Below are 23,281 nucleotides of genomic sequence, written 5' to 3' on the forward strand. Positions count from 1 at the left end.
CAGGGCGGGGCCGGATTACTGCGCGGCCACGCGTTGGGCGATGTGGTCCAGCGCTTCCTCGACCTGGTCGATCAGGATCAGGCACAGGTCGCCCGGCTGCAGGCGTGCCAGCCCCGTGTCGATGGCCACGAACTCGCCGCGGATCTCCTCGGTGTGGCTGGTGCGTTGCGCACCGACCAGGCCTTCGCGCAGCAGCGCCAGCACTTCGCCGTCTTCACGGCCGCGCTGGCATTGGTCCTGGTACAGCAGCACGTCGTCGAACACGCCACCCAGGATCTGGGTCTGCTTGCGGATGTCCTCGTCGCGACGGTCGCCCGCCCCGCTGATGACCACCACGCGCTTTTTCGACGGCATGGTCTGCACGGCGTTGCACAGCGCCTGGATGGCATCGGGGTTGTGGCCGTAGTCGGCGATCAGCGTGGCGCCCTTGTAGTCGAACACGTTGAAGCGGCCCGGCGCGGTGGCGGCGTCGTTGACGAACGTGGCCAGCGCGCGGCGGATCACGTTCCAGTCGATGCCCAGTGCCCAGGCGGCGGCAATCGACGACATGGCGTTTTCCACCTGGAAGCCGATCGAGCCGTTGCGCGTCAGCGGGATGTCGGCCAGCGCAAAACGCACGCTGGTATCACCCTCGGTGGCCACGATCTCGGCGCCCTCCATGAACACCACGCGCTTGCCCTGGGCGCGGTGCAGCGCCATCGTCGGCAGGCCCGCGTCCTGCGCGAAGAACGTGATCGACCCCGGGCAGGCATCGGCCATGCGCGCCACCATCGGATCGGCGGCGTTCAGCACGGCCATGCCGTGCGGCGCCACGTTCTGCACGATCACGCTCTTGAGCACGGCCAGGTCTTCCACGGTGCTGATGTACGACAGCCCCAGGTGGTCGCCTTCGCCCACGTTGGTCACCACGGCCACATCGCAGCGGTCGAAGGCCAGGCCTTCGCGCAGCAGGCCGCCGCGGGCCGTCTCGAACACCGCGGCGTCCACGTCGGGGTGCAGCAGCACATTGCGCGCGCTGCGCGGGCCGCTGCAGTCGCCGGTGTCGATACGCTGACCCTGGATGTACACGCCATCGGTGCCGGTCATGCCCATGCGCAGGCCGTTCGAGGCCAGGATATGGGTGATCAGGCGGACGGTGGTGGTCTTGCCGTTGGTGCCCGATACGGCCACGACGGGAATGCGGCCGTCGTCACCATCGGTGAACATGGTCGAGATAATGGCTTCGCCGACGGCGCGGCCCTTGCCGTATGACGGCTGCAGGTGCATGCGCAGGCCCGGCGCGGCGTTCACTTCGACAATGCCGCCGGCCTGTTCCTCGAACGGCTTGAGCATCGTCTCGCACACGGCGTCGACGCCGCAGATGTCCAGGCCCACCATCTGGGCGGCGGCCACCGCGCGGGCGGCGATATCGGGGTGGACGTCATCGGTCACATCGGTGGCGCTGCCGCCGGTGGACAGGTTCGCGTTGTTGCGCAGTACCACGCGCGCGCCCTTGGCCGGCACGGCATCGGCGCTCAGGCCCTGCTTGGCCAGCGTGGCCAGCGCGATGTCATCGAAGCGGATCTTGGTCAGCGACGTGGCGTGGCCTTCGCCGCGACGCGGGTCGCGGTTCACTTCTTCCACGAGCTGGCGCACCGTGTGGGTGCCATCGCCAATGACCTGCGGCGGATCGCGGCGCGCCGCGGCCACCAGGTGCTTGCCGACCACCAGCAGGCGGAAGTCGTGGCCCGGGATGTAGCGCTCGACCAGCACGTCCGATGAAATGTCGGCGGCCACTTCGTAGGCCGTCATCACTTCCTCGCGCGTGCGGATGCGCACGGCCACGCCCTTGCCCTGGTTGCCGTCGCGCGGCTTCACCACGACCGGGCCGTTGATCTCCTGCGCGGCCGCCCAGGCTTCCTCGGCGCTGGTCACCGAACGGCCCAGCGGCACGGGCACGCCGGCCGCATGCAGCAGCGCCTTGGTCAGTTCCTTGTCCTGCGCGATCGATTCGGAGACCGCGCTGGTCATGTCGGTCTCGGCGGCCTGGATGCGGCGTTGCTTGCTGCCCCACCCGAACTGCACCATCGAGCCCTGCGTCAGGCGGCGATACGGAATGCCACGCGCCACGGCGGCGTAGACGATGGACCCGGTGCTGGGCCCCAGGCGCACGTCTTCATCGAGTTCGCGCAGGCGATGCAGCGCATCTTCCAGATCGAACGGCTTGTCGTCGCGCGCGGCCAGGCACAACTGCTCGGCCAGGTCGAAGGCCAGGCGGCCCACTTCTTCCTCGCTGTACTGCACCACCACCTGGTAGGTGCCCGGTTCCAGCGTCGGCGCGGCGTGGCTGAACGTGACCGGGCAGCCGGCGGCTGCCTGCAGGCCCAGCGCGGCGGCTTCCAGCGCGTGGGCCATCGACGGCGAGCCAGCCTCGTCGTCGGGCCGCATCGGGCCGATGCCCGGAAAGCGGGCGCGCAGCCGATCCTCGAAGCCCGGCAGTTCGGCCAGCAGATGCGATTGGTCCGAGCACGCCACGATGGCTTCGATGGCGGTATGCCGGCACCACAGATTCGGGCCACGCAGAGCCCGGATACGAGAGACTTCCATAGAATCGTTTGTCCGTTGTTCTTCCGGGCGGGATTACGCGCGGCGTCCGCTGCGGCCCATCCACTGGTGTACCTGCTCGACGGTGCTCTCGGTCGAGGTCTCGTCGCACTGCAGGACCAGCAGGTCACCGGCCACCAGTTGCGACAGCGCGGCTTCCACCGCCTCGCGCCGACCGGCTTCGTCGATGATCTTCGTCACGCGGCGGCCTTCGTACAGGCCCTTCTTCAGCAGCGCGCGGGCTTCGGCATCGGGCAGGTCGCGGCGTACGCTGTGGTCTTCGCACAGGAACACGCGATCGAATGTCTTGCCGATCACCTTGCCCTGCTGCACCAGGTCTTCGTCGCGGCGCTGCACGCCGGCACCGAACACCAGCATGCGGCGCTCGGCCGGGAAGCGGTCCAGCGCGGCGGCCAGCGCTTCCAGCGCCGGTGCATTGTGCGCGTCGTCGACGATCACCGTGGCGCCCTGGCGCTCGAACAGCGTGAAGCGGCCCGGTACATCCACCTGGCCCACGTCGAAGGTGACGATGCCGGCGCGGATCAGGTCGTTCGAGATGCCCAGCGCCCAGCCCGTGGCCACGGCGGCCAGCACGTTCTCGATCTGGAAGGCAACGCGGCCGGCGTAGGTCAGCGGAATCGCCGACACGTCGGTCAGCGCGCTTTCGGTGGTGCCGGTGGCCATCACCACCTTGCCGTCGCGCACGAACACGGCGCGGCGGCCGGCGGCGCGATGCTCGACGATGGCGGGCAGGTCGGCGGACAGGCCGAAGAAGATCACGTCGCCATCGCACAGCTCGGCCATTTCGACCAGGCGCGGATCGGCGGCGTTCAGCACGGCCGAGCCGGTCTTGAGCACCACGTCGATCTGCGTGCGCAGCACGTTGTACATGCGGTCTTCATCCTCGACGTAGTAGTCGCCGAGGTGGTCGGGCTGGCCGAAGTTCGTGACCACGCCTACCTGGCAGCGGTCGTACGGCAGGCCCTGCGACAGGATCATGCCGCTGTCGTTCTCGAACACGGCGGCTTCCACCGCGCGGTTCATGAGGATGCGGTGGCCGGCGTCCCAGCTGGCCTTTTCGCCACGGTCGCCCTTTTCCACCTGGCGGCGGTCCAGGAACAGGCCATCGCTGCACGACAGGCCCGTATGCTTGCCCGACAGTTGCAGCAGGCGCGCCACGAGTTTGGCCACCACGGTCTTGCCGTTGGTGCCGGTGATGCCCACCACGGGAATGCGGCCGTCGTCGGCCACGCCGTTGCGGGTCGGGAACAGGTGATCGACGATGGCGCGGCCCACGGGGCGCGGTTCGCCGTCGGCGGGCTTGATGTGCATCAGCAGGCCCGGGCCGGCGTTGACCTCGACGATGGCACCGCGCTGGTCGGCCAGCGGGCGCGAGATGTCCTCGGCCACCAGGTCCACGCCGGCGATGTCCAGGCCGACGATGCGCGCAGCCAGCGAGGCATGCGCGGCCACGCTCGGGTGCACGCGGTCGGTCACGTCGAAGGCCACGTTGCCGTTGCGCTGGATCAGCACGGTGCGGCCCTCGGGCGGCACGGCGCCGCCATCGGCATAGCCCTGGCGCTTCAGTTCCAGGCGTGCGGCCGAATCCAGGCGCACGCGGTTCAGCGGATGATCCTCGGTGCTGCCACGGCGCGGGTCGGAATTGATCTGCGATTCGATCAGTTCGTCGATGGTCTGCTTGCCGTCGCCCACCACGGAGGCCGTCTCGCCCATGGCGCAGGCCACCATGCGGCCGCCCACGATCAGCAGGCGGTGCTCGTTGCCGGGCACGAAGCGTTCGACGATCACGCCGTTGCCTTCCTCGATGGCAACGGCGTAGGCGGTCTGCACTTCGTCGCGCGTCATCAGGTTCGTGAACACGCCACGGCCATGATTGCCGTCGTAGGGCTTGACCACCACGGGCAGGCCGATGCTCTCGGCGGCTTCCCAGGCGTCTTCGGCGCTATCGACCATGCGGCCTTCCGGCACGGGCACGCCACATGACTCCAGCAGCGTCTTGGTCAGGTCCTTGTCGCGCGAGATCGATTCGGCGATGGCGCTGGTGCGGTCGGTCTCGGCCGTCCAGATACGGCGCAGGCGCGCACCGTAGCCAAGCTGCACCAGGTTGCCGTCGGACAGGCGGATCGACGGGATGTCGCTGTCGTCCGCGGCATCGACGATGCAGGCGGTGCTCGGTCCCAGGCAGTGCTCGTCGACGAGGTCGCGCAGGGTTTCCACGGCGGCGTCGACGTCGAACGGGCGGTCTTCGATGGCAGCCATGACCAGATCACGCGCGGTGAACAGCGCGGCGCGCGTCACCTGCTCATGCCAGGCCCGCACGATGACCTTGTAGACGCCGCGGACCGGGGTCTCGCGCGCCTTGCCGAATCCGCCCGGCATGCCGGCCAGGTTCTGCAGCTCAAGCGTGACGTGTTCCAGGATGTGCCCGGGCCAGGTGCCTTCCTTCAATCGCATCAGGAAGCCACCGCGCACGCCCGGGCTGCAGCGGTGCTCGATCAGCGTGGGTAGCCACGCCGAGAGGCGCTCGTAGAACCCCGGAATCTTGTTGGAGGGGAAATCCTCCAGTTCGCCGATATCGACCCATGCCTCCAGCACTGGCCGATATGTCCACATATTCGGGCCGCGCAGCGACATGACATCGAAAATCTCAATGTCCTTCTTTTTCATTGAATTTGCTTGAGGCAGTGGGCGAGTGCCCGGGAAATGGAAAGCTAATCTTTCGTTAACGTTACTGTAGCCTCAGGGTTGACCCTTCGTTACCCTTCGAGACCAGTAATGCATTGTGCAACGCACCAAGGTGCCCGGTTGTTTGCGTTATGTATACTTGCGGGCAAAATTGCGGGCCGCCAGCCTGGCGAACCGCTTAAATTGTTTCAAGTTATGTCCGTATTTGATCCGTTTTTGGGTCTGCGGACGCGCTTTTATCGCTTTTTGCGCCAACAATGACCCAGTCCTCCCCGTCTGCTTCCAACCACCCCGGCCCGCAAGGTCCCTGGGCTGCCGAACTCGGCGCCGGCCTGCTGCCCGGGGAAACCGTCCTGGCCGGACTGACGCTGGACCTGGACGCAAGGCTGCATTTTACCCAAGGGTGGCTGGTTGTGACGGATCGTCGTCTGATCTCTCGCGCCCCCGGTGAAACCGCGTCGCGTAGCTGGGACATCGCGCCTGACCTGACCCTTTCCCATGGCGACCACGCCGGCGTGGGTATGCTGGAACTGGGCGATGGCCAGCAGCGGCTGGCCAGCTGGCGCTACACGCTTGGTTACAATCCTGACGCGTTGCGGCTGGCGGATCAGTTCGATGTGCGCCGCGATCTGCTGGCAACCGGTCACGCCGCCGATCCGGAAGCCGATATCTGCCCGACCTGCAAGGCCCCGATTCCGCCGGGCGAAGAGCAGTGTCCGCAATGCAGCCGCGAACTGGAGACCCCGCCGTCCACCTGGGCGCTGCTGCGCCTGTGGCGCTTTGCGCGGCCGTACCGCTGGGAACTGCTGGCCGGCTTCGTGCTGCTGTTGCTGGGCACGGCTGCCACGCTGGTGCCCCCGTACCTGACCATGCCGCTGATGGACAAGGTGCTGATCCCGTACCAGAACGGCGTGCCGATCGACTACGACCTGGTCAAGGTCTACCTGGCGGGCCTGCTGGGCGCCGCGCTGGTGGCCTGGGGGCTGGGCTGGGCGCGCACCTACCTGCTGGCACGCGTGTCGGAACGCATCAGCGCCGACCTGCGCACCACCACCTACGAACATCTGCTCAAGCTGTCGCTCGAATACTTCGGCGGCAAGCGCACCGGCGACCTGATGGCCCGCATCGGCTCCGAGAGCGACCGCATCAGCGTGTTCCTGTCGCTGCATCTGCTGGATTTCGCCACCGACGTGCTGATGATCGTGATGACGTCGGTCATCCTGATTTCCATTAACCCGTGGCTGGCGCTGGTCACGCTGGTGCCGCTACCGTTTATCGCGTGGATGATCCATCTGGTGCGTGACCGCCTGCGTCATGGCTTCGAGAAAATCGACCGGATCTGGTCGGAAATCACCAACGTGCTGGCCGATACGATTCCAGGTATCCGCGTGGTCAAGGCGTTTGCCCAGGAAAAGCGCGAGGTGACGCGCTTCCGCGAGGCCAATCGTCACAATCTTGCGATCAATGACCGTGTGAATGCCGTGTGGTCGCTGTTCACGCCGACCGTGACGCTGCTGACCGAAGTGGGCCTGCTGGTGGTCTGGATCTTCGGTATCTGGCAGGTCAGCCACAACGCGATTACCGTCGGTGTGCTGGTGGCGTTCCTGACCTATATCAGCCGGTTCTATACGCGTCTGGATTCGATGAGCCGGATCGTCTCGGTGACCCAGAAGGCGGCCGCCGGCGCCAAGCGGATCTTCGACATCCTCGATCACGTGTCGAGCGTGCCCGAGCCGCAGAAGCCCGTGCGCCTGGAAAACGTGCGCGGTGCGATCGAGATGCGCGACCTGGGCTTCCGCTATGGCAACCGTGCCGTGATTCGCGGCCTGAACCTGACCATCGAGCCGGGTGAGATGATCGGGCTGGTCGGTCACAGCGGATCCGGCAAGAGCACGCTGGTGAACCTGATTTGCCGCTTCTACGATGTCTCGGAAGGGGCGATCCGGGTGGATGGCGTCGATATCCGTTCGCTGCCGGTATCGGATTTCCGCCAGAACATCGGCCTGGTGCTGCAGGAGCCGTTCCTGTTCTTCGGCACGATTGCCGACAACATCGCCTACGGCAAGCCCGACGCCACGCGCGAGGAGATCGTCGCCGCGGCACGCGCCGCACACGCGCACGAGTTCATCCTGCGGCTGCCGCACGGCTATGACTCGCTGGTGGGCGAACGCGGCCAGGCGCTGTCTGGCGGCGAGCGGCAACGTATTTCGATTGCGCGCGCGCTGCTGATCGATCCGCGCATCCTCATCATGGACGAGGCCACGTCGTCGGTGGACACGTCTACGGAGAAGGAAATCCAGAAGGCGCTGGACAACCTCGTGCAGGGCCGTACCACGATTGCCATCGCGCACCGCCTGTCGACGCTGCGCAAGGCCGATCGGCTGGTGGTGATGGACCGTGGCCAGATCGTCGAAGTGGGCAGCCACGACGAACTGCTGGCGCGCGAAGGCGCGTACTACAAGCTGTATCAGGCCCAGGCGCGCAACGTCGATACCGACCCGGATGACACCAGCGCGGGCAATCGTGCGGAAGCCGCGGAGGCCGTCAGTGTCCAGTAACCCATCAGTTCAAGAAACGGCTATGCAAACGCCAGAATTCACCCTGTCCCGCAATAGCCTTGGCAAGCTCGTGATGATGACCGCCGAGGGTATCCTGCACGAGGGCGTGGTGCCCGTGCGCGCGTTTCCGATTTCCGCCGCCGAAGACGGCCTGGGGATGATGAGCGCCGACGGCAAGGAACTGGCGTGGATTCCGCGGCTGGATCGACTGTCGGCGACCACCCGCGAACTGATCGAAGCCGAGCTGGCATCGCGCGAGTTCATGCCCGAGATTCGGAAGATTCTCGGCGTGTCGACGTACGCCACGCCCAGCGTGTGGACCGTGCAGACCGATCGCGGCCAGACCGACCTGGTGTTGCGCGGCGAAGAGAACATTCGCCGGCTGACGGGCACCACGCTGCTGATTTCGGACAGCCATGGCATCCACTACCTGATTCGCGACCAGTTGGCGTTGGACAAGCCCAGTCGGAAGATTCTGGATCGCTTTCTCTGACCGGATCCTTCGACGGAAGACGAAAACGGCACGCCAAGGCGTGCCGTTTTTCATGGATGTAGGGCGCAGCGCTCCATCAGTGCAGGAAAGTGGGCGCGTCGTCGTCTTCCTCGTCGTCCCAGTCCTCGTACTCGAGCGGCGCGTCGGGGGCCATGTCCCAGACCATCGAATGGAACCGGACAGTGAACCATTCGCGAAACATGGCCAGCGACAGGTTTTCAGGCCAGGAGGAGTCGTCGAACCACTCGCCCAGCATGAACTCGAAGAAAGCGCGCCAGCGCTTTTCCACCCAGCGCATGGCGTTCTCGGGGGTATCGGCTACTTCCGCCGGCAGCAGGAAAACGCTGGCATCGTCGCGCACGTCGGTGAGCGTCAGCGTGGGGACGGGATCGGGATCCACTGCCTGAATCCAGTCCAGAAAGGGCTGCTCGGGCAGCAGCATGACCATGGATCGGCTGACAGTGAAGCGGGGGTGGTCGGACATGAGGGCAGGGCGTAAAACAGCGACGGCCTATTGTAGCTGCCACGCGCGTGACAACCGTATGGATTTGCATTCGCCATTTGTTTGATCGTCGGCATGGCATAGACCAGTTTAGGACGATTCCGATTTCCGCTGTGTTTGGGGGCGCGTCAAATCGCGCAGCCGTTCTCGACCCATGGCGAGGACTCTCATCCACGTTTTCTTGGAATCGCGATGTCCTACAAGGCAATCGGCATCACATGCCTGGCGCTTGCCGCAACAGCCGCCCCCCTTTCCACGCAGGCACACGGCACGATGGAGCTACCCGCCAGTTGGGTGCTGACCTGCTACAACGAAGGCGCCGAGCAACCGAAATCGGGAGCCTGCCAGGCCGCCCGCGCGGTAGGCGGCGCGCAGCAGTTCTACGACTGGAACGGCGTACGCCAGGGCAGTGCCGCAGGCAACCACCGTGCATTTATCGCGGACGGCGAGCTTTGCTCCGGTGGATCGGCAAGCTTCCGTGGGCTGGACCTTGCACGGCTTGACTGGGCGCAGACCTCGATCGTGCCCACTGCCACCGGTGACTACACATTCGTCTGGTGGGCCTCTGCGCCGCATGCCACGGAGTATTTCAAGTACTACATCACGCGCGATGACTGGGACCCAGGCATGCCGCTGTGCTGGCGCGATCTTGAAGAATTTGCGACGGTGACTGGCACGCAGACTGCGCAGGAAGGCGGCAGGTATCGCATGAAGGTACAACTGCCGCCCGGCAAGAAGGGCAGCCATATCCTCTACAGCACCTGGCAGCGCGGCGACAGCCCCGAGGCTGTTCTATGCGTGCGCCGACGTCAAGTTCCCTGGCGACGGTCTGGCTGTCCGCGAGATCGGCTGGGAGGACCAAGGGATGCTGGGCGGCCAAGGGCGATCTGGTGGTGGGCACGAAACTGACGTTCCGGGCCCTGGACGCCATGGGACGCGATGCGGGCAAGCATGTGCTGACGATCACCGCCGCCAATGCCAAGGCCCGCACGTGGGCCTATCAGCTGGCCCAGAAGGTCAATGTCGAGATCTTCCGCATCGGGGAGTTGCAGGCCCGCAATGGCGCGTCCAGTATCGTCCCGCCGAGTTCCGTTACGGCGAACCGCGTTTATCTGAGCAAGTCGTATCCGGGATATCGCTATGAGATCGACAAGGAGGCGCCTAGCGCAAGCGGCCGCTCCGGCGGCGGCAGCGGTGGCAGCACTTCCACGGGGCAACCGGACGGGAGCACTCTCGATACGTGGCGCGAGGGGCCTGCCTATGAAATCGGCAAGGCCGTGACATACCAGGGCAAAGGCTTCGTCTGCCTGCAACGTCATACCGCCTTGCGCGGTGCAGGATGGGCCCCAGCGGCGACGCCAGCCTTGTGGCGTTTGATTCGCTAAGTGTTGTTTTTTCGCCGGAAACTGTTCGAATCTGTTCCGATCGCTTCAGTTTTCGGCGAAATTGGCCGTCATTGTTGGCATACGGGGTCAGGAGCCGTCTGATGAGCTTTACCTTTCTCCCGCCCGGCGACACGTTCATGCCGACCATGACGGAACGGTTTGCCGAGGCGGAAAAAATTGAAGATCGCGCCGAGCGCTGGACTGCGCAAGCAGGGATCGCGCTGGATACGGGCGACATGTACCTGGTTGGGCTGGTGCTGTTCAAGGCCATCCAGGAATTCGGGGTCGATGCCTTCGCGGCACACTCGGGCGAGTCGCATGCGCGACTGCAACGGCTATGGATGCCGGGCATGGTCGGCTCGGTGGATCACGCGAAGCAACTCTATGTGCACCTGGGCGTCAGCCTGCCCGTGGACCGCTACTATGCCGCCCGGCTCGAAAGCATGCCGGTCGATGGAGTCGTGGTGCATTGACCGGAACTGCAGAAGCAAAAAAAACGGGCCGCAAGGCCCGTTTTTCATTGCCCCGGACGTGCTGCGTGTCCAGGGTGGTGCGGTGTACTGGTGGAGCCGGCGGGAATCGAACCCGCGTCCGCAAGCCCTCCACAGAGAGTTCTACATACTTAGTTCTGTCATTTGATTTAACCGGCGCATCGCGGACGAACACGCTCTACGACGGCGAGTCACTAGGTTTTCGTCCTCGGGCCCGTGACACTCCCGAAGCTTATCTGACGTAAATGACCTCGCTGGTTCTTGCGAACCCTAGCCCGTCAGCGAGCCAGTGCGAGGACGGCGGCCCTTAGGCTGCCAGTGCGTAACGTTCGTCGTTAGCAGTTATTGCATTCCCATTGATTAACGAGGTGACGGGTCCTCGGTATGCCCTCACTGCTTCGTAACCCACGTCGAAACCAGGTCGGCCCCAATGTGCGTAAAGAAACGCGAAAGAAAACGGATTGTACCCGGTTTCGACGCCTGTGGCGTGCCTCCGGTTCCGTTGTGGTAGCTGGGGACTTAGCCCAGCAATTCAAGCAGGTCGGCCGGGTGATGGATCAGGTAATCCGCACCCCAGGTCTCCGGCGGCTCACCGTCGCCGCAGTAGCCGTACGCCGCCGAAACGGTCGCCATGCCTGCGGCCTTGCCGGCCTGGATGTCGCGCAGGTCGTCGCCGACATAGAGGCAGCGCGCCGCCGCCACGCCGCTCAATTCGGCGGCGTGCAGCAGCGGGGCAGGGTGCGGCTTGGCGTGCGGCGTGGTGTCGCCGCTGACCACCGCCGATGCGCGCGGGGTGAGGCCAATCGCGTACACCAGCGGCACCGTGAAGCGCGCAATCTTGTTCGTGACGATGCCCCAGGGCACGCCGTCGGCCTCGAGCTTGGCCAGTACCGCATCCATGCCCTCGAACAGCCGTGTATGCACGGCGATATCGGCCTCGTAGTAGTCGAGGAAGGTATCGCGCAGCGCGGGGAATTCCGGGTCTTCCGGCCGCTTGCCGAACGCCGCGCCGATCAGCCCGCGCGCACCGTGCGAGGCTACCGGGCGAAGCTTTTCGTAGGCGACGGGCGGCATGCCGTGTTCCACCACGAGCCGGTTGGCGGCCGCCGCGAGGTCGGGGGCCGTATCGGCAAGCGTACCATCGAGATCAAAGAAAACCGCGTCGAACTTCGCCATCGTCATGCCACCTTCCGGTACGCCATCATGTAATTCACGTCGGTATCTCGACCGAGTGAATAGATCTGCGTCAATGGATTGAAGGTCATGCCGCGCATCTCGATCATCTCCAGGCCGACGTTGCGCGCGAAGCGTGCCATCTCGGAGGGCGTGATGAATTTCTGATAGTCGTGCGTGCCGCGCGGCAGCATGTTCAGCACGTATTCGGCGCCGACGATGGCCAGCAAATAGGCCTTCAGGTTGCGGTTGATCGTGGAGAAAAACACGTAGCCACCGGGCTTGACCAGCGTCATGCAGGCACGCACGATGGATTGTGGATCGGGCACATGCTCGAGCATTTCCATGCAGGTCACCACGTCGACGCTGGCAGGCGCACGGGCGGCCAGGTCTTCGACGGCGATTTCCTCATAGGTGACCGCCACCCCCGATTCCAAGCTGTGCAGATCGGCAACCTTCAGCGCCTTGCTGGACAGGTCGATGCCCCGGACGGTTGCGCCAATGCGCGCCATGCTTTCCGACAGGATGCCGCCACCGCAACCCACATCGATGACCTGTTTGCCCGACAGATGCGCGATGCCGTCGATCCAGTCCACACGGACCGGATTCAGATCGTGCAGCGGCTTGAATTCACTATTCGGGTCCCACCAGCGGTGGGCCAGCTCGCTGAATTTGTCGATCTCTTTCGGATCGGCGTTGCGGCCAGTTTGGGTCGAGGCGTTGAGGGTGGTCGAATGCGACATCGTTGGCGCCGCGCAGGGCGGCAGTCTGATGAGAAGGCTGCGGCAACTTTACCAAAAAAACAGTACCGCGCCGAATATGGGGCGATCCGCCGAGAGCGAACCGCCAGAAGGCGGGCGAAAAAAAAGCCCAGCATACGCTGGGCTTTTCTTCATCGGAGAGGATCCGATTAACGTGCGCTGCGGGTGCCGACCACTTCGACTTCCACGCGACGGTTCGGTTGCTGGCAGGCGATCTGAGCGGTGCGGTTGCCCTTGCACGACTTCGGATCAACCTTCAGCTGACGCTTGCCCTTGCCTTCGGTGTACACGCGGTTGGCTTCAACGCCCTTGCTCACCAGGTAAGCCTTGACCGACTCAGCACGACGGATCGACAGGCGATCGTTGTACTTGTCCGAACCGAACGAATCGGTATGGCCAACGGCGATGATGACTTCCAGCGTGATGCCTTGCAGCTTCGAGACCAGGTCGTCCAGCTTGGCCTTGCCTTCGGGCTTCAGAACAGCCTTGTCGAAGTCGAACAGGGTGTCAGCTGCAAAAGTGACCTTCTCGCTGGACACAACCGGCGGAGCGACCGGAGTCGGGGCCGGAGCCGGAGCAGCAGCCGGAGCCAGTGCGCCATCGCACAGGGCATTGGCCGTTGCCGGGGTCCAGGAGCTGTCGCGCCAGCAGAGCTCGTTCGTGCCATTCTTCCACACGTACTCGCTCGTACCGTTGCCCCAGTTATCGTTCACTGCCTTCTTTTCGTAGGGGACGGACTGGGCTTGAGCGGATGCAGCCATTACTGCGGTAGCTGCAACGAGCGCGAGCTTGGCAAATTTTTTCATATTTCTCCTCTCAGGATGAGATCACCGCAGGGTTACTGCGAGCAAATGGACGAAAACAAGTCATACATTCTTCGGAGTATAACATTCTCGAGGTGGTGGATGCTCCACTTCGAACAATGTCTGGCTCTTCGCTGGGGAATTGTGCCACAAGGCTCGTTTCCTAAGAAGTAAATATATTCGATTCAACCACGTGGTTTTAGGCCTGTGGTGTTTGTGCAACATCGGCCTTGCGGCGCCTGCAAACCCTTGTCCCGTCTGGGTTGCAGGGTATCGGAGGTAGGCGCGTTGCGCGCCGGTGGGGGCCGCGCGGGGGTGGTTCCGGCGGGGGCGGGAAGGGGTTCCGCGCGTGATAGAATGCCATGTTGGCCCGTCGCCGGCATGGCCTCTTCATGTCGTCAGATTCACGGGCTTCATTTGCTTAAACCCGCCGCATAAACCACGCCGCAATGGATCAATTCGCCAAAGAAACCCTTCCGGTCTCGCTGGAAGAGGAAATGCGCCGCTCTTACCTCGATTACGCAATGAGCGTTATCGTGGGGCGCGCGCTTCCCGACGTCCGGGACGGCCTGAAGCCGGTACACCGGCGCGTGCTCTTTGCGATGCATGAGCTGAACAACGACTGGAACCGGGCCTACAAGAAATCGGCGCGTATCGTCGGTGATGTGATTGGTAAGTATCACCCGCACGGTGATACGGCTGTCTACGACACGATCGTCCGTATGGCGCAGAATTTCTCGCTGCGCTATATGCTGGTCGACGGCCAGGGTAACTTCGGTTCGGTGGACGGAGATAACGCAGCGGCGATGCGTTATACCGAAATCCGCCTGGCGAAGATCGCCCACGAAATGCTTCACGATATCGACAGGGAAACTGTCGATTTCGAACCGAACTATGACGGTTCGGAGAAAGAGCCTGGTATTTTGCCGGCGCGAATCCCGAATTTGCTGATCAATGGTTCGTCGGGTATTGCCGTGGGTATGGCAACCAATATCCCGCCGCATAACCTCAATGAGGTTGTCGATGCCTGTCTGCATCTCCTCCGTAATCCCGATACCACGATCGACGAACTGATCGAACTGGTACCTGCGCCTGATTTTCCGACGGCCGGTATTATTTATGGCATCCAGGGTGTTCGGGAGGGTTACCGCACGGGTCGGGGCCGCGTCGTCATGCGCGCGCGCACGCACTTTGAGGATATCGACCGCGGTACGCGCCAGGCGATCATCGTCGACGAACTGCCGTACCAGGTGAACAAGCGGACACTGCTCGAGCGCATTGCCGAGCTGGTGACCGAGAAGAAGATCGAGGGCATCTCCGACATCCGCGATGAGTCTGACAAGTCAGGCATGCGCGTGGTGATCGAGCTCAAGCGCAACGAAGTGCCCGAGGTTGTGCTGAACAACCTATATAAGAACACCCAGCTCCAGGACACGTTCGGCATGAACATGGTGGCGCTGGTGGATGGCCAGCCGCGCCTGCTGAACCTGAAGCAGATGCTGGCCGCCTTCCTGTCGCACCGCCGCGAAGTGGTGACGCGCCGCACCGTGTTCGAGCTGCGCAAGGCGCGCGAGCGTGGGCACGTGCTGGAAGGCCTGGCTGTGGCGCTGGCCAACATCGACGAGTTCATCGCGATCATCAAGGCTGCACCGACGCCGCCGCTGGCCAAGCAGGAACTGATGGCGAAGCCGTGGGATTCGGGCCTGGTGCGTGACATGCTGGCGCGTGCCGAAAGCGACACTGCCGGTGGTCGCGCCTCGTATCGCCCGGATGGACTGCCCGCCGTGTTCGGCATGCAGCCCGATGGCCTGTATCGCCTGTCCGACGGCCAGGCGCAGGAAATCCTGCAGATGCGCCTGCAACGCCTCACGGGCCTGGAGCAGGACAAGATCGTTCAGGAATACCGCGAAGTGATGGGCCTGATTGCCGACCTGCTCGACATCCTGGCTCGCCCGGAGCGCATCACCGCGATCATCACCGAAGAACTGGGCGCCATCCGCGCCGAGTTTGGCGACGAGCGCCGCTCGCAGATCGAGCACAACGCGACCGAACTCGACACCGAAGACCTGATCACGCCGCAAGACATGGTGGTCACGCTGTCGCACTCGGGCTACATGAAGAGCCAGCCGATTTCGGAGTATCGCGCGCAGAAGCGCGGTGGCCGAGGCAAGCTGGCCACGGCGACGAAGGAAGACGACTGGATCGACACGCTGTTCGTGGCCAACACGCACGACTACATCCTGTGCTTCTCGAATCGCGGCCGCCTGTACTGGCTCAAGGTCTACGAAGTGCCACAAGGGTCGCGTAACTCGCGTGGCCGCCCGATCGTGAACATGTTCCCGCTGGCCGACGGCGAGAAGATCAACGTGATCCTGCCGGTGCGCCAGTTCGACGCCGAGCACTTCATCTTCATGGCAACCGCGCGCGGTACGGTCAAGAAGACGGTGCTGACTGATTTCTCGAACCCGCGCAAGGCCGGCATCATTGCCGTCGACCTGGACGAGGGCGACTTCCTGATCGGGGCCGCCATCACCGATGGCCAGCACGACGTGATGCTGTTCTCCGATGCTGGCAAGGCGGTGCGTTTCGACGAGAACGACGTGCGTCCGATGGGCCGTCAGGCACGCGGCGTGCGCGGCATGAACCTCGATGAAGGTCAGGGGGTGATCGCCATGCTGGTGGCGCCGGCGGAAACGCCTGAAGACGAGCCGGCCGAGGGCGCATCCACGATGTCGACGGTGGGCAGCGTGCTGACCGCCACCGAGAACGGCTACGGCAAGCGTACGCCGATCTCCGAGTACACTCGACACGGCCGTGGCACCAAGGGCATGATTGCGATCCAGACGAGCGAGCGCAATGGCCGTGTGGTGGCCGCGGCGCTGGTTTCGCCCGAGGACGAGATCATGCTGATCACCACGGGCGGCGTGCTGATCCGCACCCGCGTGGCCGAGATCCGCGAGATGGGTCGCGCCACCCAGGGCGTGACGCTGATCAACGTGGACGAGGGCACCAAGCTGTCGGGCCTGCAGCGCATTGTCGAGTCGGATGCCGACAGCAGTGGCGGCGGCGAAGACGACGACGTGGCAGAGGATGCCACGGGTGCGACCGGTGCCGATGGCGATACCGGAGCGGGCGCCACCGACGCTGACGCGAATTCGTAATTTGTTGCAACAACGGGACGACGGCCGGAACTCGCCAGACGGCCGTTCGGACTAATCCGGACGTATTTACCAGGGAGTCATAATGCTCAAAACCTATCGACGTATCGCTGTTCTGGCTGCTTTCGCTCCGATGATGATGCTGGCGCAAGGCGCGCACGCTCAGGAAGACAAGGACAAGACCGCGGCCATCAAGGAACTGCTGACCGTCATGCAGGCTGACCAGGCAGTGAAGGGTCAGGCCGACAACTGGCAGCAAGGCGCCAAGCAGGAAGCGCCGCTGGTGCTGGAGCAGGTTCTCGTGGAGAACAAGACGCTGAACGACAAGCAGAAGCAGGCCGCTGTCGACAAGCTCAAGAAGAACGGCGCCGTGCAGCGCATGGTCGACGGCGCCGGTACAGCGTTTAACACCGACGGCTTCCGCCAGGACGCCATCAAGGCGCACTACGATGCCTTCGGCAAGTACTACTCGACCCAGGAAATCAAGGATCTGACCACGTTCCTGAAGTCGCCGACGGGCCAGAAGTTCATGGCCAACCAAGGTAAGGCCACCCAGGAAATCTGGGGTTCGATGATGCAGAAGTACGGCCCGCAGGTTGGCAAGTCGATGCGCGACTCCGCCGAGAAGGAAATCGCCGCCGCCTCGAAGTGATCGACGGCTGACCTCTCCGGGCCCTCGGGCCGGGGAGGTCGCATGCCCTGGCCTGCTCCGGACACCCGCGGTGTCCAAGGGGCGCGGGTTTTGGGCGATAATGGCTGCCTGGTTCCATCCGGCAGCCATTTTTCTTTTCTCCCTCCATGAACGATCCCCAGAACCCCGCCCTCGCCGGCCTGCAACGTTCCCTGGCCGAGCGCGTCTACAATTTCTCGCCTGGTCCGGCCGCATTGCCGACCGAAGTCCTGCAGCAGGCCGCCGAGGAAATGCTGTCATGGCGCGGTACTGGCGTATCGGTGATGGAGATGAGCCACCGCAGCAAGGATTTCGAGAGCATCCATCAGCAGGCGCTGACTGATCTGCGCGAACTGCTGCATGTGCCGAAGAACTTCAAGATCCTGTTCCTGCAGGGCGGCGCCATCGGTCAGAACGGCATCGTGCCGCTGAACCTGGCCAACCGTGTCAATGCCGCCAAGCCGAAGACGGACTTCGTGTTGACCGGCACGTGGTCGGTCAAGACCGAGCAGGAAGCGCGCCGCTACGGCGAGGTGAATATCGCCGCGTCCAGCAAGGACCAGAAGTGGCACAAGATTCCTGACGTGAAGACCTGGAATCTGTCGGACGATGCGGCCTACGTGCACCTGTGCACGAACGAGACCATCGTCGGCGTGGAGTTCCAGGAAATTCCGGACATCGGCCAGACCGGCACGCATGACAAGGGCCGCATCGTCGTGGCCGACGCGTCGAGCCACATCCTGTCACGCCCCATCGACTGGTCGCGTGCGCAGGTGGTGTATGGTGGCGCGCAGAAGAATATTGGCCCGGCCGGTGTCACGATCGTGATCGTGCGCGAAGACCTGATCGGTTTCGCGCATCCGCTTTGCCCCTCGGCGTTCAACTGGCGCCTGGTGGCCGAGCATGACTCGATGTACAACACGCCGCCCACCTATGCGATCTACATCGCCGGCCTCGTGTTCCAGTGGCTCAAGGCCCAGGGCGGCGTGGCCGGGATCGAACAGCGCAATATCGCCAAGGCGCGCGCGCTGTACGACTTCCTGGACCAGAGCGACTATTACCGTAACGAAATCGATCCCGGCAGCCGCTCGCGCATGAACGTACCGTTCTTCCTGCGCGATGAATCGCGCAACGAAGCGTTCCTGACCCAGGCGCGCGCGAATGGCCTGGTACAGCTCAAGGGCCACAAGTCCGTGGGCGGCATGCGCGCCAGCATCTATAACGCGATGCCACTCGAAGGTGTGACCGCGCTGGTGGAATTCATGCGCGAGTTCGAGCGCACCGCCGCCTGACGGTGGTGCTTTCTGTCGCGGCCCTTGCAGCGCGAGGGTCCGGCATCAGCCCAGACTTTCCGCGGCCGCGCGATGCGTGGCCCACAGGCCTATGACACAGCAAGACAAGCCGGGGGTGGCAGCCTCCGGCAACGACAATGCCGCACCAGGCCCCCAGGAGCAGGCGCTGTCCGCCGACCTGGCGCCGCTGCGCGACCAGATCGATGCCGTCGACCGCGAACTGCTGTCCCTGCTGAATCGTCGCGCGCAACTGGCGCTCGACGTGGGCGAGGTCAAGAAGAAGTACGGCGCGCCGGTGTTCCGCCCCGAGCGCGAACTGCAGGTGATCCGCAAGGTGCAGGGCGCCAATCCGGGGCCACTGCTTGGCGAAAGCGTGGCGTCCATCTGGCGCGAGGTGATGTCCGCCTGTCGCGGGCTGGAAAAGCCGCTCGAGATCGCCTTCCTCGGGCCGGCCGGTACGTTCTCCGAGCAGGCGCTGTACGCGCACTTCGGCCACGAAGTCACGGGTGTGCCGTGCCCGAGCATCGACGAGGTGTTCCGGTCGGTGGAATCCGGGACGGTGGAGTACGGCGTGGTGCCGGTCGAGAATTCGACCGAGGGCGCGGTGTCGCGCACGCTGGACCTGTTCCTGCAGACGTCTCTGAAGATCAGCGGCGAGATTGCGTTGAAGGTACATCACAACCTGATGGCGTCGTCGCCCGACATGAAGGGCGTGACCGTGGTGCGCGCGCACGCGCAGGCGCTGGCGCAGTGCCAGCACTGGCTGACCGCCAACTATCCTCACCTGGAACGCCAGGCCGTTTCGAGCAATGCCGAAGCGGCACGCATGGCCAGCGAGGATCCGACGGTGGCGGCGATTGCCGGCGAAACGGCTGCCAACCGCTATCACCTGCATATCGTGCGGTCCCATATCCAGGACGATCCGCACAACCGCACGCGCTTTGCCGTGATCGGGCGCTACGAGACCGAGCCGTCGGGCAGCGACCAGACGTCGATGATCCTGTCGGTGCCGAACAAGGCCGGCGCGGTGTACCAGTTGCTGGCGCCGCTGGCGGACAACGGCGTGTCGATGTGCCGCTTCGAGTCGCGGCCCGCCCGCAGCGGCGCGTGGGAGTACTACTTCTATGTCGATGTGGAAGGCCATCAGCACGATCCGGCCGTGGCACGCGCGATCCAGTCGCTGCGCGCCAACGCCGCGTACCTGAAGGTGCTCGGGTCCTACCCGTCGAGCAAATAACGCAGGCAGGAGACACGCATGGCACAGCAGGAAAGCGGGGCAGCGAGCGGGGTGGCGAGTGTGGCCGCGAATGTCGCGGATTACTTTGGTCCGACTTACGTCCGCAAGATCTCGCCGTACATCGCAGGAAAGCCAATTTCGGAAGTGGCGCGCGAGTTCGGGCTTGACGAGGCACGTATCGTCAAGCTGGCCTCGAACGAAAACCCGCTCGGCATGCCGGCATCGGCCAAGGCAGCCATTGCGGCGGCCACCGAAGACCTGGGGCGCTACCCGGACAGCAACGGCTTCGAGTTGAAGGCGAAGCTTTCGGAAAAGTTCGATGTCCCGGCCGAGTGGCTGACACTGGGCAACGGCAGCAACGACATCCTGGAGTTGGCCGCGCATGCTCTGGTGCGCGCCGGCGAGTCGATCGTCTATGCCGAGTACTCGTTCGCGGTCTACGCGCTGGCCACGCAGGAAGTGGGTGCGCGCGCCATCGAGGTGAAGTCGCGCCAGTACGGCCATGATCTCGATGCGATGGCCGCTGCGATTGCAGCGGACACGAAGCTCGTTTTCATCGCCAATCCGAACAACCCGACTGGCACGTATATTTCGGCCGCCGAGATCGAAGCGTTCCTGGCCAAGGTGCCTCCACACGTGGTGGTGGTGCTGGACGAGGCGTACAACGAATACCTCGATGCCGACCAGCAGTACGAATCCATCGCCTGGGTGCGCAAGTATCCGAACCTGATGGTTTCGCGTACGTTCTCGAAGGCCTACGGCCTGGCGGGGCTGCGTGTCGGCTATGGCGTGGCGCAGCCGCCGCTGACCGACCTGCTGAATCGCGTGCGGCAGCCGTTCAACGTCAACAGCCTGGCGCAGGCTGCGGCCGTGGCGGCGCTGGGCGACGCGGCTTTCCTGCAGCGCAGCGCCGAACTCAATCGTGCCGGCAAGGCGCAACTGGTGGCCGCCTTCGACCGCATGGGCCTGGAGTACGTGAGGTCGTCGGGCAACTTCGTCATGGTCCGCGTGGGCACGGACGACGGTGCCGGCGCCCGTGTGAACCTGGCCATGCTGAAGCAGGGTGTGATCGTGCGCCCGGTGGCGAACTACGGTCTGCCGCAGTGGCTGCGTATCACGATTGGTCTTCCTGACGAGAATGCCGCCTGCATCGCGGCGCTTGAGCAGGCATTGAAGTGAACCCGAATCGATCTGAAGCCGTGAGCGCTCTGCATTTTTCCCGTGTTGTGATTGTCGGCGTCGGCCTGATTGGCGGATCGCTGGCGTTGTCGCTCAAGCGTGCCGGCGTGGTCGGCACCGTGGTGGGGGTTGGCCGGTCGGCGGCGTCGCTGGAAAAGGCGAAGACGTTGGGCGTCATCGACGAGGCCGCCGAATCGTTGGCCGAAGCCGCACGCGGTGCCAGCCTGATCGTACTGTGCGCGCCGGTGGCGCAGAACTTTGCGCTGCTCCATGCCCTGGAGCCGCATCTGCAGCCCGGCACCATCGTGACGGATGCGGGCAGCACCAAGTCCGACGTGATCATGGCCGCCAAGACGGCGCTCGGTGACAAGGCGGCGCAGTTTGTGCCGGCCCATCCGATCGCCGGCCGTGAGCTCCATGGTGTGGAAGCCGCGCTGAACGACCTGTACCTGGGCAAGAAGGTGGTGATGTGCCCGTTGCAGGAAAACAGCCGCGCCGATGTGGCGGCGGTGCGCGCCATGTGGGAGTCGACGGGTGCCGAAGTCCACGTGATGTCGGCCGTGCAGCATGACGCCGTGTTCGCATCGGTCAGCCATCTGCCGCACGTGCTGTCGTACGCGCTGGTGGCGCAGGTGGCCAACGCCGAGGATGCGGCGCTGAAGCTCGATTTCGCGGGTGGCGGTTTCCGCGACTTCACGCGCATCGCCGCGTCGTCGCCCGAGATGTGGCGCGACATCTGCGTCGCCAACAAAGAGGCGTTGTTGCGCGAGATCAGCACGTACGAAGCCGTGCTCGGTCATCTGAAGGCGCAGATCAAGGCCGGAGACGGTGCCGCGCTGGAGCGGATCTTCGCGCGCGCCAGTGAGACTCGCCTGAAGTGGGGCGCGGCACGTGCCGCCACCCATAACGTAGAACCCTGAAGCGGTGGCGCCTTCCCCGGGCGCCGCGCCACGTTGCAAAGACCATGGAACATCTGACCCTCGGCCCTCTGACCCGCGCATCGGGCACCGTGCGCCTGCCTGGCTCGAAGAGCATCTCCAACCGCGTGCTGTTGCTCGCCGCGCTGGCAACGGGCGAGACGCGCGTGCGCGATTTGCTCGATTCCGACGATACCCAAGTCATGCTCGAAGCGCTGAAGGCGCTGGGCGTGTCGTGGCGCCGTGAAGGCGGCGACTGCATCGTCACCGGCGTGGGTGGCAATTTTCCGAACAAGTCGGCCGACCTGTTCATGGGCAACGCCGGTACGGCGATTCGCCCGCTGACGGCGGCGCTGGCGCTGCAGGGTGGTACTTATAAGATCAGCGGCGTGCCGCGCATGCATGAGCGGCCGATCGGCGATCTGGTGGATGGCCTGCTGCAGGTTGGCGCCGCCGTCGAATATCTGGGCACGCCCGGCTATCCGCCGCTGCAGATCAAGCCGGCGCAGATTCGTATCGACGCGCCGATCCGTGTGCGCGGCGATGTGTCGAGCCAGTTCCTCACGGCGCTGCTGATGACGCTGCCGATGGCGTCGGCGCGGTCGGGCAGGATCGAGATCGAAGTGGTGGGCGAGCTGATCTCGAAGCCCTATATCGAGATCACGCTGAACCTGCTGGAACGCTTCGGCATCGTGGTCGAGCGCCAGGGGTGGGAACGCTTTATCCTGCCGGCCGGCGCGCAGTACCGCTCGCCGGGCGAGATCTATGTGGAAGGCGATGCCTCTAACGCCACGTATTTCCTGGCCGCCGGCGCCATTGGTGGCGGCCCGGTGCGGGTGGAGGGCGTGGGGCTGTCCAGCATCCAGGGCGATGTGCGGTTTGCCGATGCGCTGAACCGGATGGGCGCCAACGTGATGGCCGGCGACAACTGGATCGAAGTGCGCGGCACCGAGCGCGACGATGGCCGGCTCAACGGTATCGAACTTGACTGCAACCACATTCCCGATGCCGCGATGACGTTGGCCGTGGCGGCGCTGTTCGCGGAAGGCACGACTACGCTGACCAATATCGCCAGCTGGCGCGTCAAGGAGACGGATCGTATTGCTGCGATGGCGACGGAGCTGCGCAAGCTTGGCGCCACGGTGGAAGAGGGGGCGGACTATTTGAAGGTGATGCCGCCGGCATCTGATGCCTGGCAGACCCCGGCAGACGGCATTGGCACCTATGATGATCACCGGATGGCCATGTGTTTCTCGTTGGCCGCTTTCGGGCCGCTGCCGGTGCGGATCAACGATCCGGGCTGCGTGGCGAAGACGTTCCCGGAGTATTTCTCGGTGTTTGCCGGGGTGGCGCGGTAAGCGGTCGCTCCGGTT

At 64.3% G+C, this 23,281-nt stretch carries 18 protein-coding genes and 1 other RNA gene; 12 read left to right on the forward strand and 7 right to left on the reverse strand.

What is annotated here, in order from left to right:
• Positions 1-15: 15 nt before the first annotated feature.
• Both cphA (CYJ10_RS04510) and cphA (CYJ10_RS04515) read right to left on the reverse strand, forming a co-directional pair.
• Positions 16-2,586: a cyanophycin synthetase gene (gene cphA, locus CYJ10_RS04510; protein WP_101680314.1), complete on the reverse strand. Its 2,571-nt coding sequence runs from the start codon at positions 2,584-2,586 to the stop codon at positions 16-18.
• Positions 2,587-2,619: 33 nt separating this feature from the next.
• Positions 2,620-5,271, reverse strand: coding sequence for a cyanophycin synthetase (gene cphA, locus CYJ10_RS04515; RefSeq protein ID WP_101680315.1), 2,652 nt, complete (start codon positions 5,269-5,271; stop codon positions 2,620-2,622).
• A 275-nt stretch (positions 5,272-5,546) separates the two neighbouring features.
• Between cphA (CYJ10_RS04515) and CYJ10_RS04520 the strand changes: the two genes are divergently transcribed.
• Both CYJ10_RS04520 and CYJ10_RS04525 read left to right on the forward strand, forming a co-directional pair.
• Positions 5,547-7,847 (forward strand): cyanophycin metabolism-associated ABC transporter, encoded by a 2,301-nt coding sequence (locus CYJ10_RS04520; protein WP_101680316.1) that lies wholly within the window; start codon positions 5,547-5,549, stop codon positions 7,845-7,847.
• Between the two features lie 22 nt (positions 7,848-7,869).
• The gene (locus CYJ10_RS04525; RefSeq protein WP_101680317.1) at positions 7,870-8,340 is read left to right on the forward strand and encodes a cyanophycin metabolism-associated DUF1854 family protein; all 471 of its coding nucleotides are present in this window, start codon (positions 7,870-7,872) and stop codon (positions 8,338-8,340) included.
• Between the two features lie 76 nt (positions 8,341-8,416).
• Here the strand turns inward: CYJ10_RS04525 and CYJ10_RS04530 are convergent, their stop codons facing one another.
• Positions 8,417-8,824, reverse strand: a complete 408-nt coding sequence (locus tag CYJ10_RS04530) for a hypothetical protein (protein ID WP_101680318.1) — start codon at positions 8,822-8,824, stop codon at positions 8,417-8,419.
• Positions 8,825-9,034: 210 nt separating this feature from the next.
• On the opposite strand from CYJ10_RS04530, the gene CYJ10_RS04535 reads away from it, so the two are divergent.
• From CYJ10_RS04535 to CYJ10_RS04545, 3 genes are all read left to right on the forward strand, one after another.
• Positions 9,035-9,751, forward strand: coding sequence for a lytic polysaccharide monooxygenase auxiliary activity family 9 protein (locus CYJ10_RS04535; RefSeq protein ID WP_101680319.1), 717 nt, complete (start codon positions 9,035-9,037; stop codon positions 9,749-9,751).
• Positions 9,736-10,227: a carbohydrate-binding protein gene (locus CYJ10_RS04540; RefSeq protein ID WP_146001988.1), complete on the forward strand. Its 492-nt coding sequence runs from the start codon at positions 9,736-9,738 to the stop codon at positions 10,225-10,227. Before CYJ10_RS04535 ends, CYJ10_RS04540 begins: the two co-directional genes overlap by 16 nt.
• A 101-nt stretch (positions 10,228-10,328) precedes the next feature.
• Entirely contained in the window at positions 10,329-10,700 is a 372-nt protein-coding gene (locus tag CYJ10_RS04545; RefSeq protein ID WP_101680321.1) for a hypothetical protein, read from the forward strand.
• 88 nt (positions 10,701-10,788) lie between these two features.
• On the opposite strand, the gene ssrA is transcribed toward CYJ10_RS04545, so the two are convergent.
• The 4 genes from ssrA to ompA form a co-directional block, all read right to left on the reverse strand.
• Positions 10,789-11,147: a transfer-messenger RNA gene (gene ssrA, locus CYJ10_RS04550) on the reverse strand.
• 90 nt (positions 11,148-11,237) lie between these two features.
• Positions 11,238-11,894 (reverse strand): phosphoglycolate phosphatase, encoded by a 657-nt coding sequence (gph, locus tag CYJ10_RS04555; protein ID WP_101680422.1) that lies wholly within the window; start codon positions 11,892-11,894, stop codon positions 11,238-11,240.
• Positions 11,895-11,896: 2 nt separating this feature from the next.
• Positions 11,897-12,634, reverse strand: a complete 738-nt coding sequence (ubiG, locus tag CYJ10_RS04560) for a bifunctional 2-polyprenyl-6-hydroxyphenol methylase/3-demethylubiquinol 3-O-methyltransferase UbiG (protein ID WP_101680322.1) — start codon at positions 12,632-12,634, stop codon at positions 11,897-11,899.
• A gap of 167 nt (positions 12,635-12,801) precedes the next feature.
• Positions 12,802-13,458, reverse strand: a complete 657-nt coding sequence (gene ompA, locus CYJ10_RS04565) for an outer membrane protein OmpA (RefSeq protein ID WP_066739225.1) — start codon at positions 13,456-13,458, stop codon at positions 12,802-12,804.
• A gap of 446 nt (positions 13,459-13,904) precedes the next feature.
• On the opposite strand from ompA, the gene gyrA reads away from it, so the two are divergent.
• The 7 genes from gyrA to aroA all read left to right on the forward strand — a co-directional run bounded on the left by gyrA (position 13,905) and on the right by aroA (position 23,266).
• Entirely contained in the window at positions 13,905-16,616 is a 2,712-nt protein-coding gene (gene gyrA / locus CYJ10_RS04570; RefSeq protein ID WP_101680323.1) for a DNA gyrase subunit A, read from the forward strand.
• A gap of 82 nt (positions 16,617-16,698) precedes the next feature.
• The gene (locus tag CYJ10_RS04575; RefSeq protein WP_101680324.1) at positions 16,699-17,265 is read left to right on the forward strand and encodes a DUF2059 domain-containing protein; all 567 of its coding nucleotides are present in this window, start codon (positions 16,699-16,701) and stop codon (positions 17,263-17,265) included.
• 146 nt (positions 17,266-17,411) lie between these two features.
• Entirely contained in the window at positions 17,412-18,575 is a 1,164-nt protein-coding gene (gene serC / locus CYJ10_RS04580; protein WP_101680325.1) for a 3-phosphoserine/phosphohydroxythreonine transaminase, read from the forward strand.
• Positions 18,576-18,666: 91 nt separating this feature from the next.
• Positions 18,667-19,812 carry a prephenate dehydratase gene (gene pheA, locus CYJ10_RS04585; protein WP_101680326.1) on the forward strand — a complete coding sequence of 382 codons (1,146 nt, stop codon included), beginning with the start codon at positions 18,667-18,669 and terminating at the stop codon, positions 19,810-19,812.
• An 18-nt stretch (positions 19,813-19,830) separates the two neighbouring features.
• A complete protein-coding gene (hisC, locus tag CYJ10_RS04590) occupies positions 19,831-20,991 on the forward strand; it encodes a histidinol-phosphate transaminase (protein WP_257993064.1) in 1,161 nt (386 codons plus the stop codon).
• 20 nt (positions 20,992-21,011) lie between these two features.
• On the forward strand, positions 21,012-21,911 hold the full coding sequence (locus CYJ10_RS04595) for a prephenate dehydrogenase (protein ID WP_101680424.1): 900 nt from the start codon (positions 21,012-21,014) through the stop codon (positions 21,909-21,911).
• A 44-nt stretch (positions 21,912-21,955) separates the two neighbouring features.
• Complete coding sequence (gene aroA, locus CYJ10_RS04600) at positions 21,956-23,266, forward strand: 3-phosphoshikimate 1-carboxyvinyltransferase (RefSeq protein ID WP_101680327.1); 1,311 nt, start codon at positions 21,956-21,958, stop codon at positions 23,264-23,266.
• Positions 23,267-23,281: the final 15 nt, after the last annotated feature.

It is taken from the genome of Cupriavidus pauculus, assembly GCF_002858765.1.
Classification (GTDB): Bacteria; Pseudomonadota; Gammaproteobacteria; order Burkholderiales; family Burkholderiaceae; genus Cupriavidus; species Cupriavidus pauculus_B.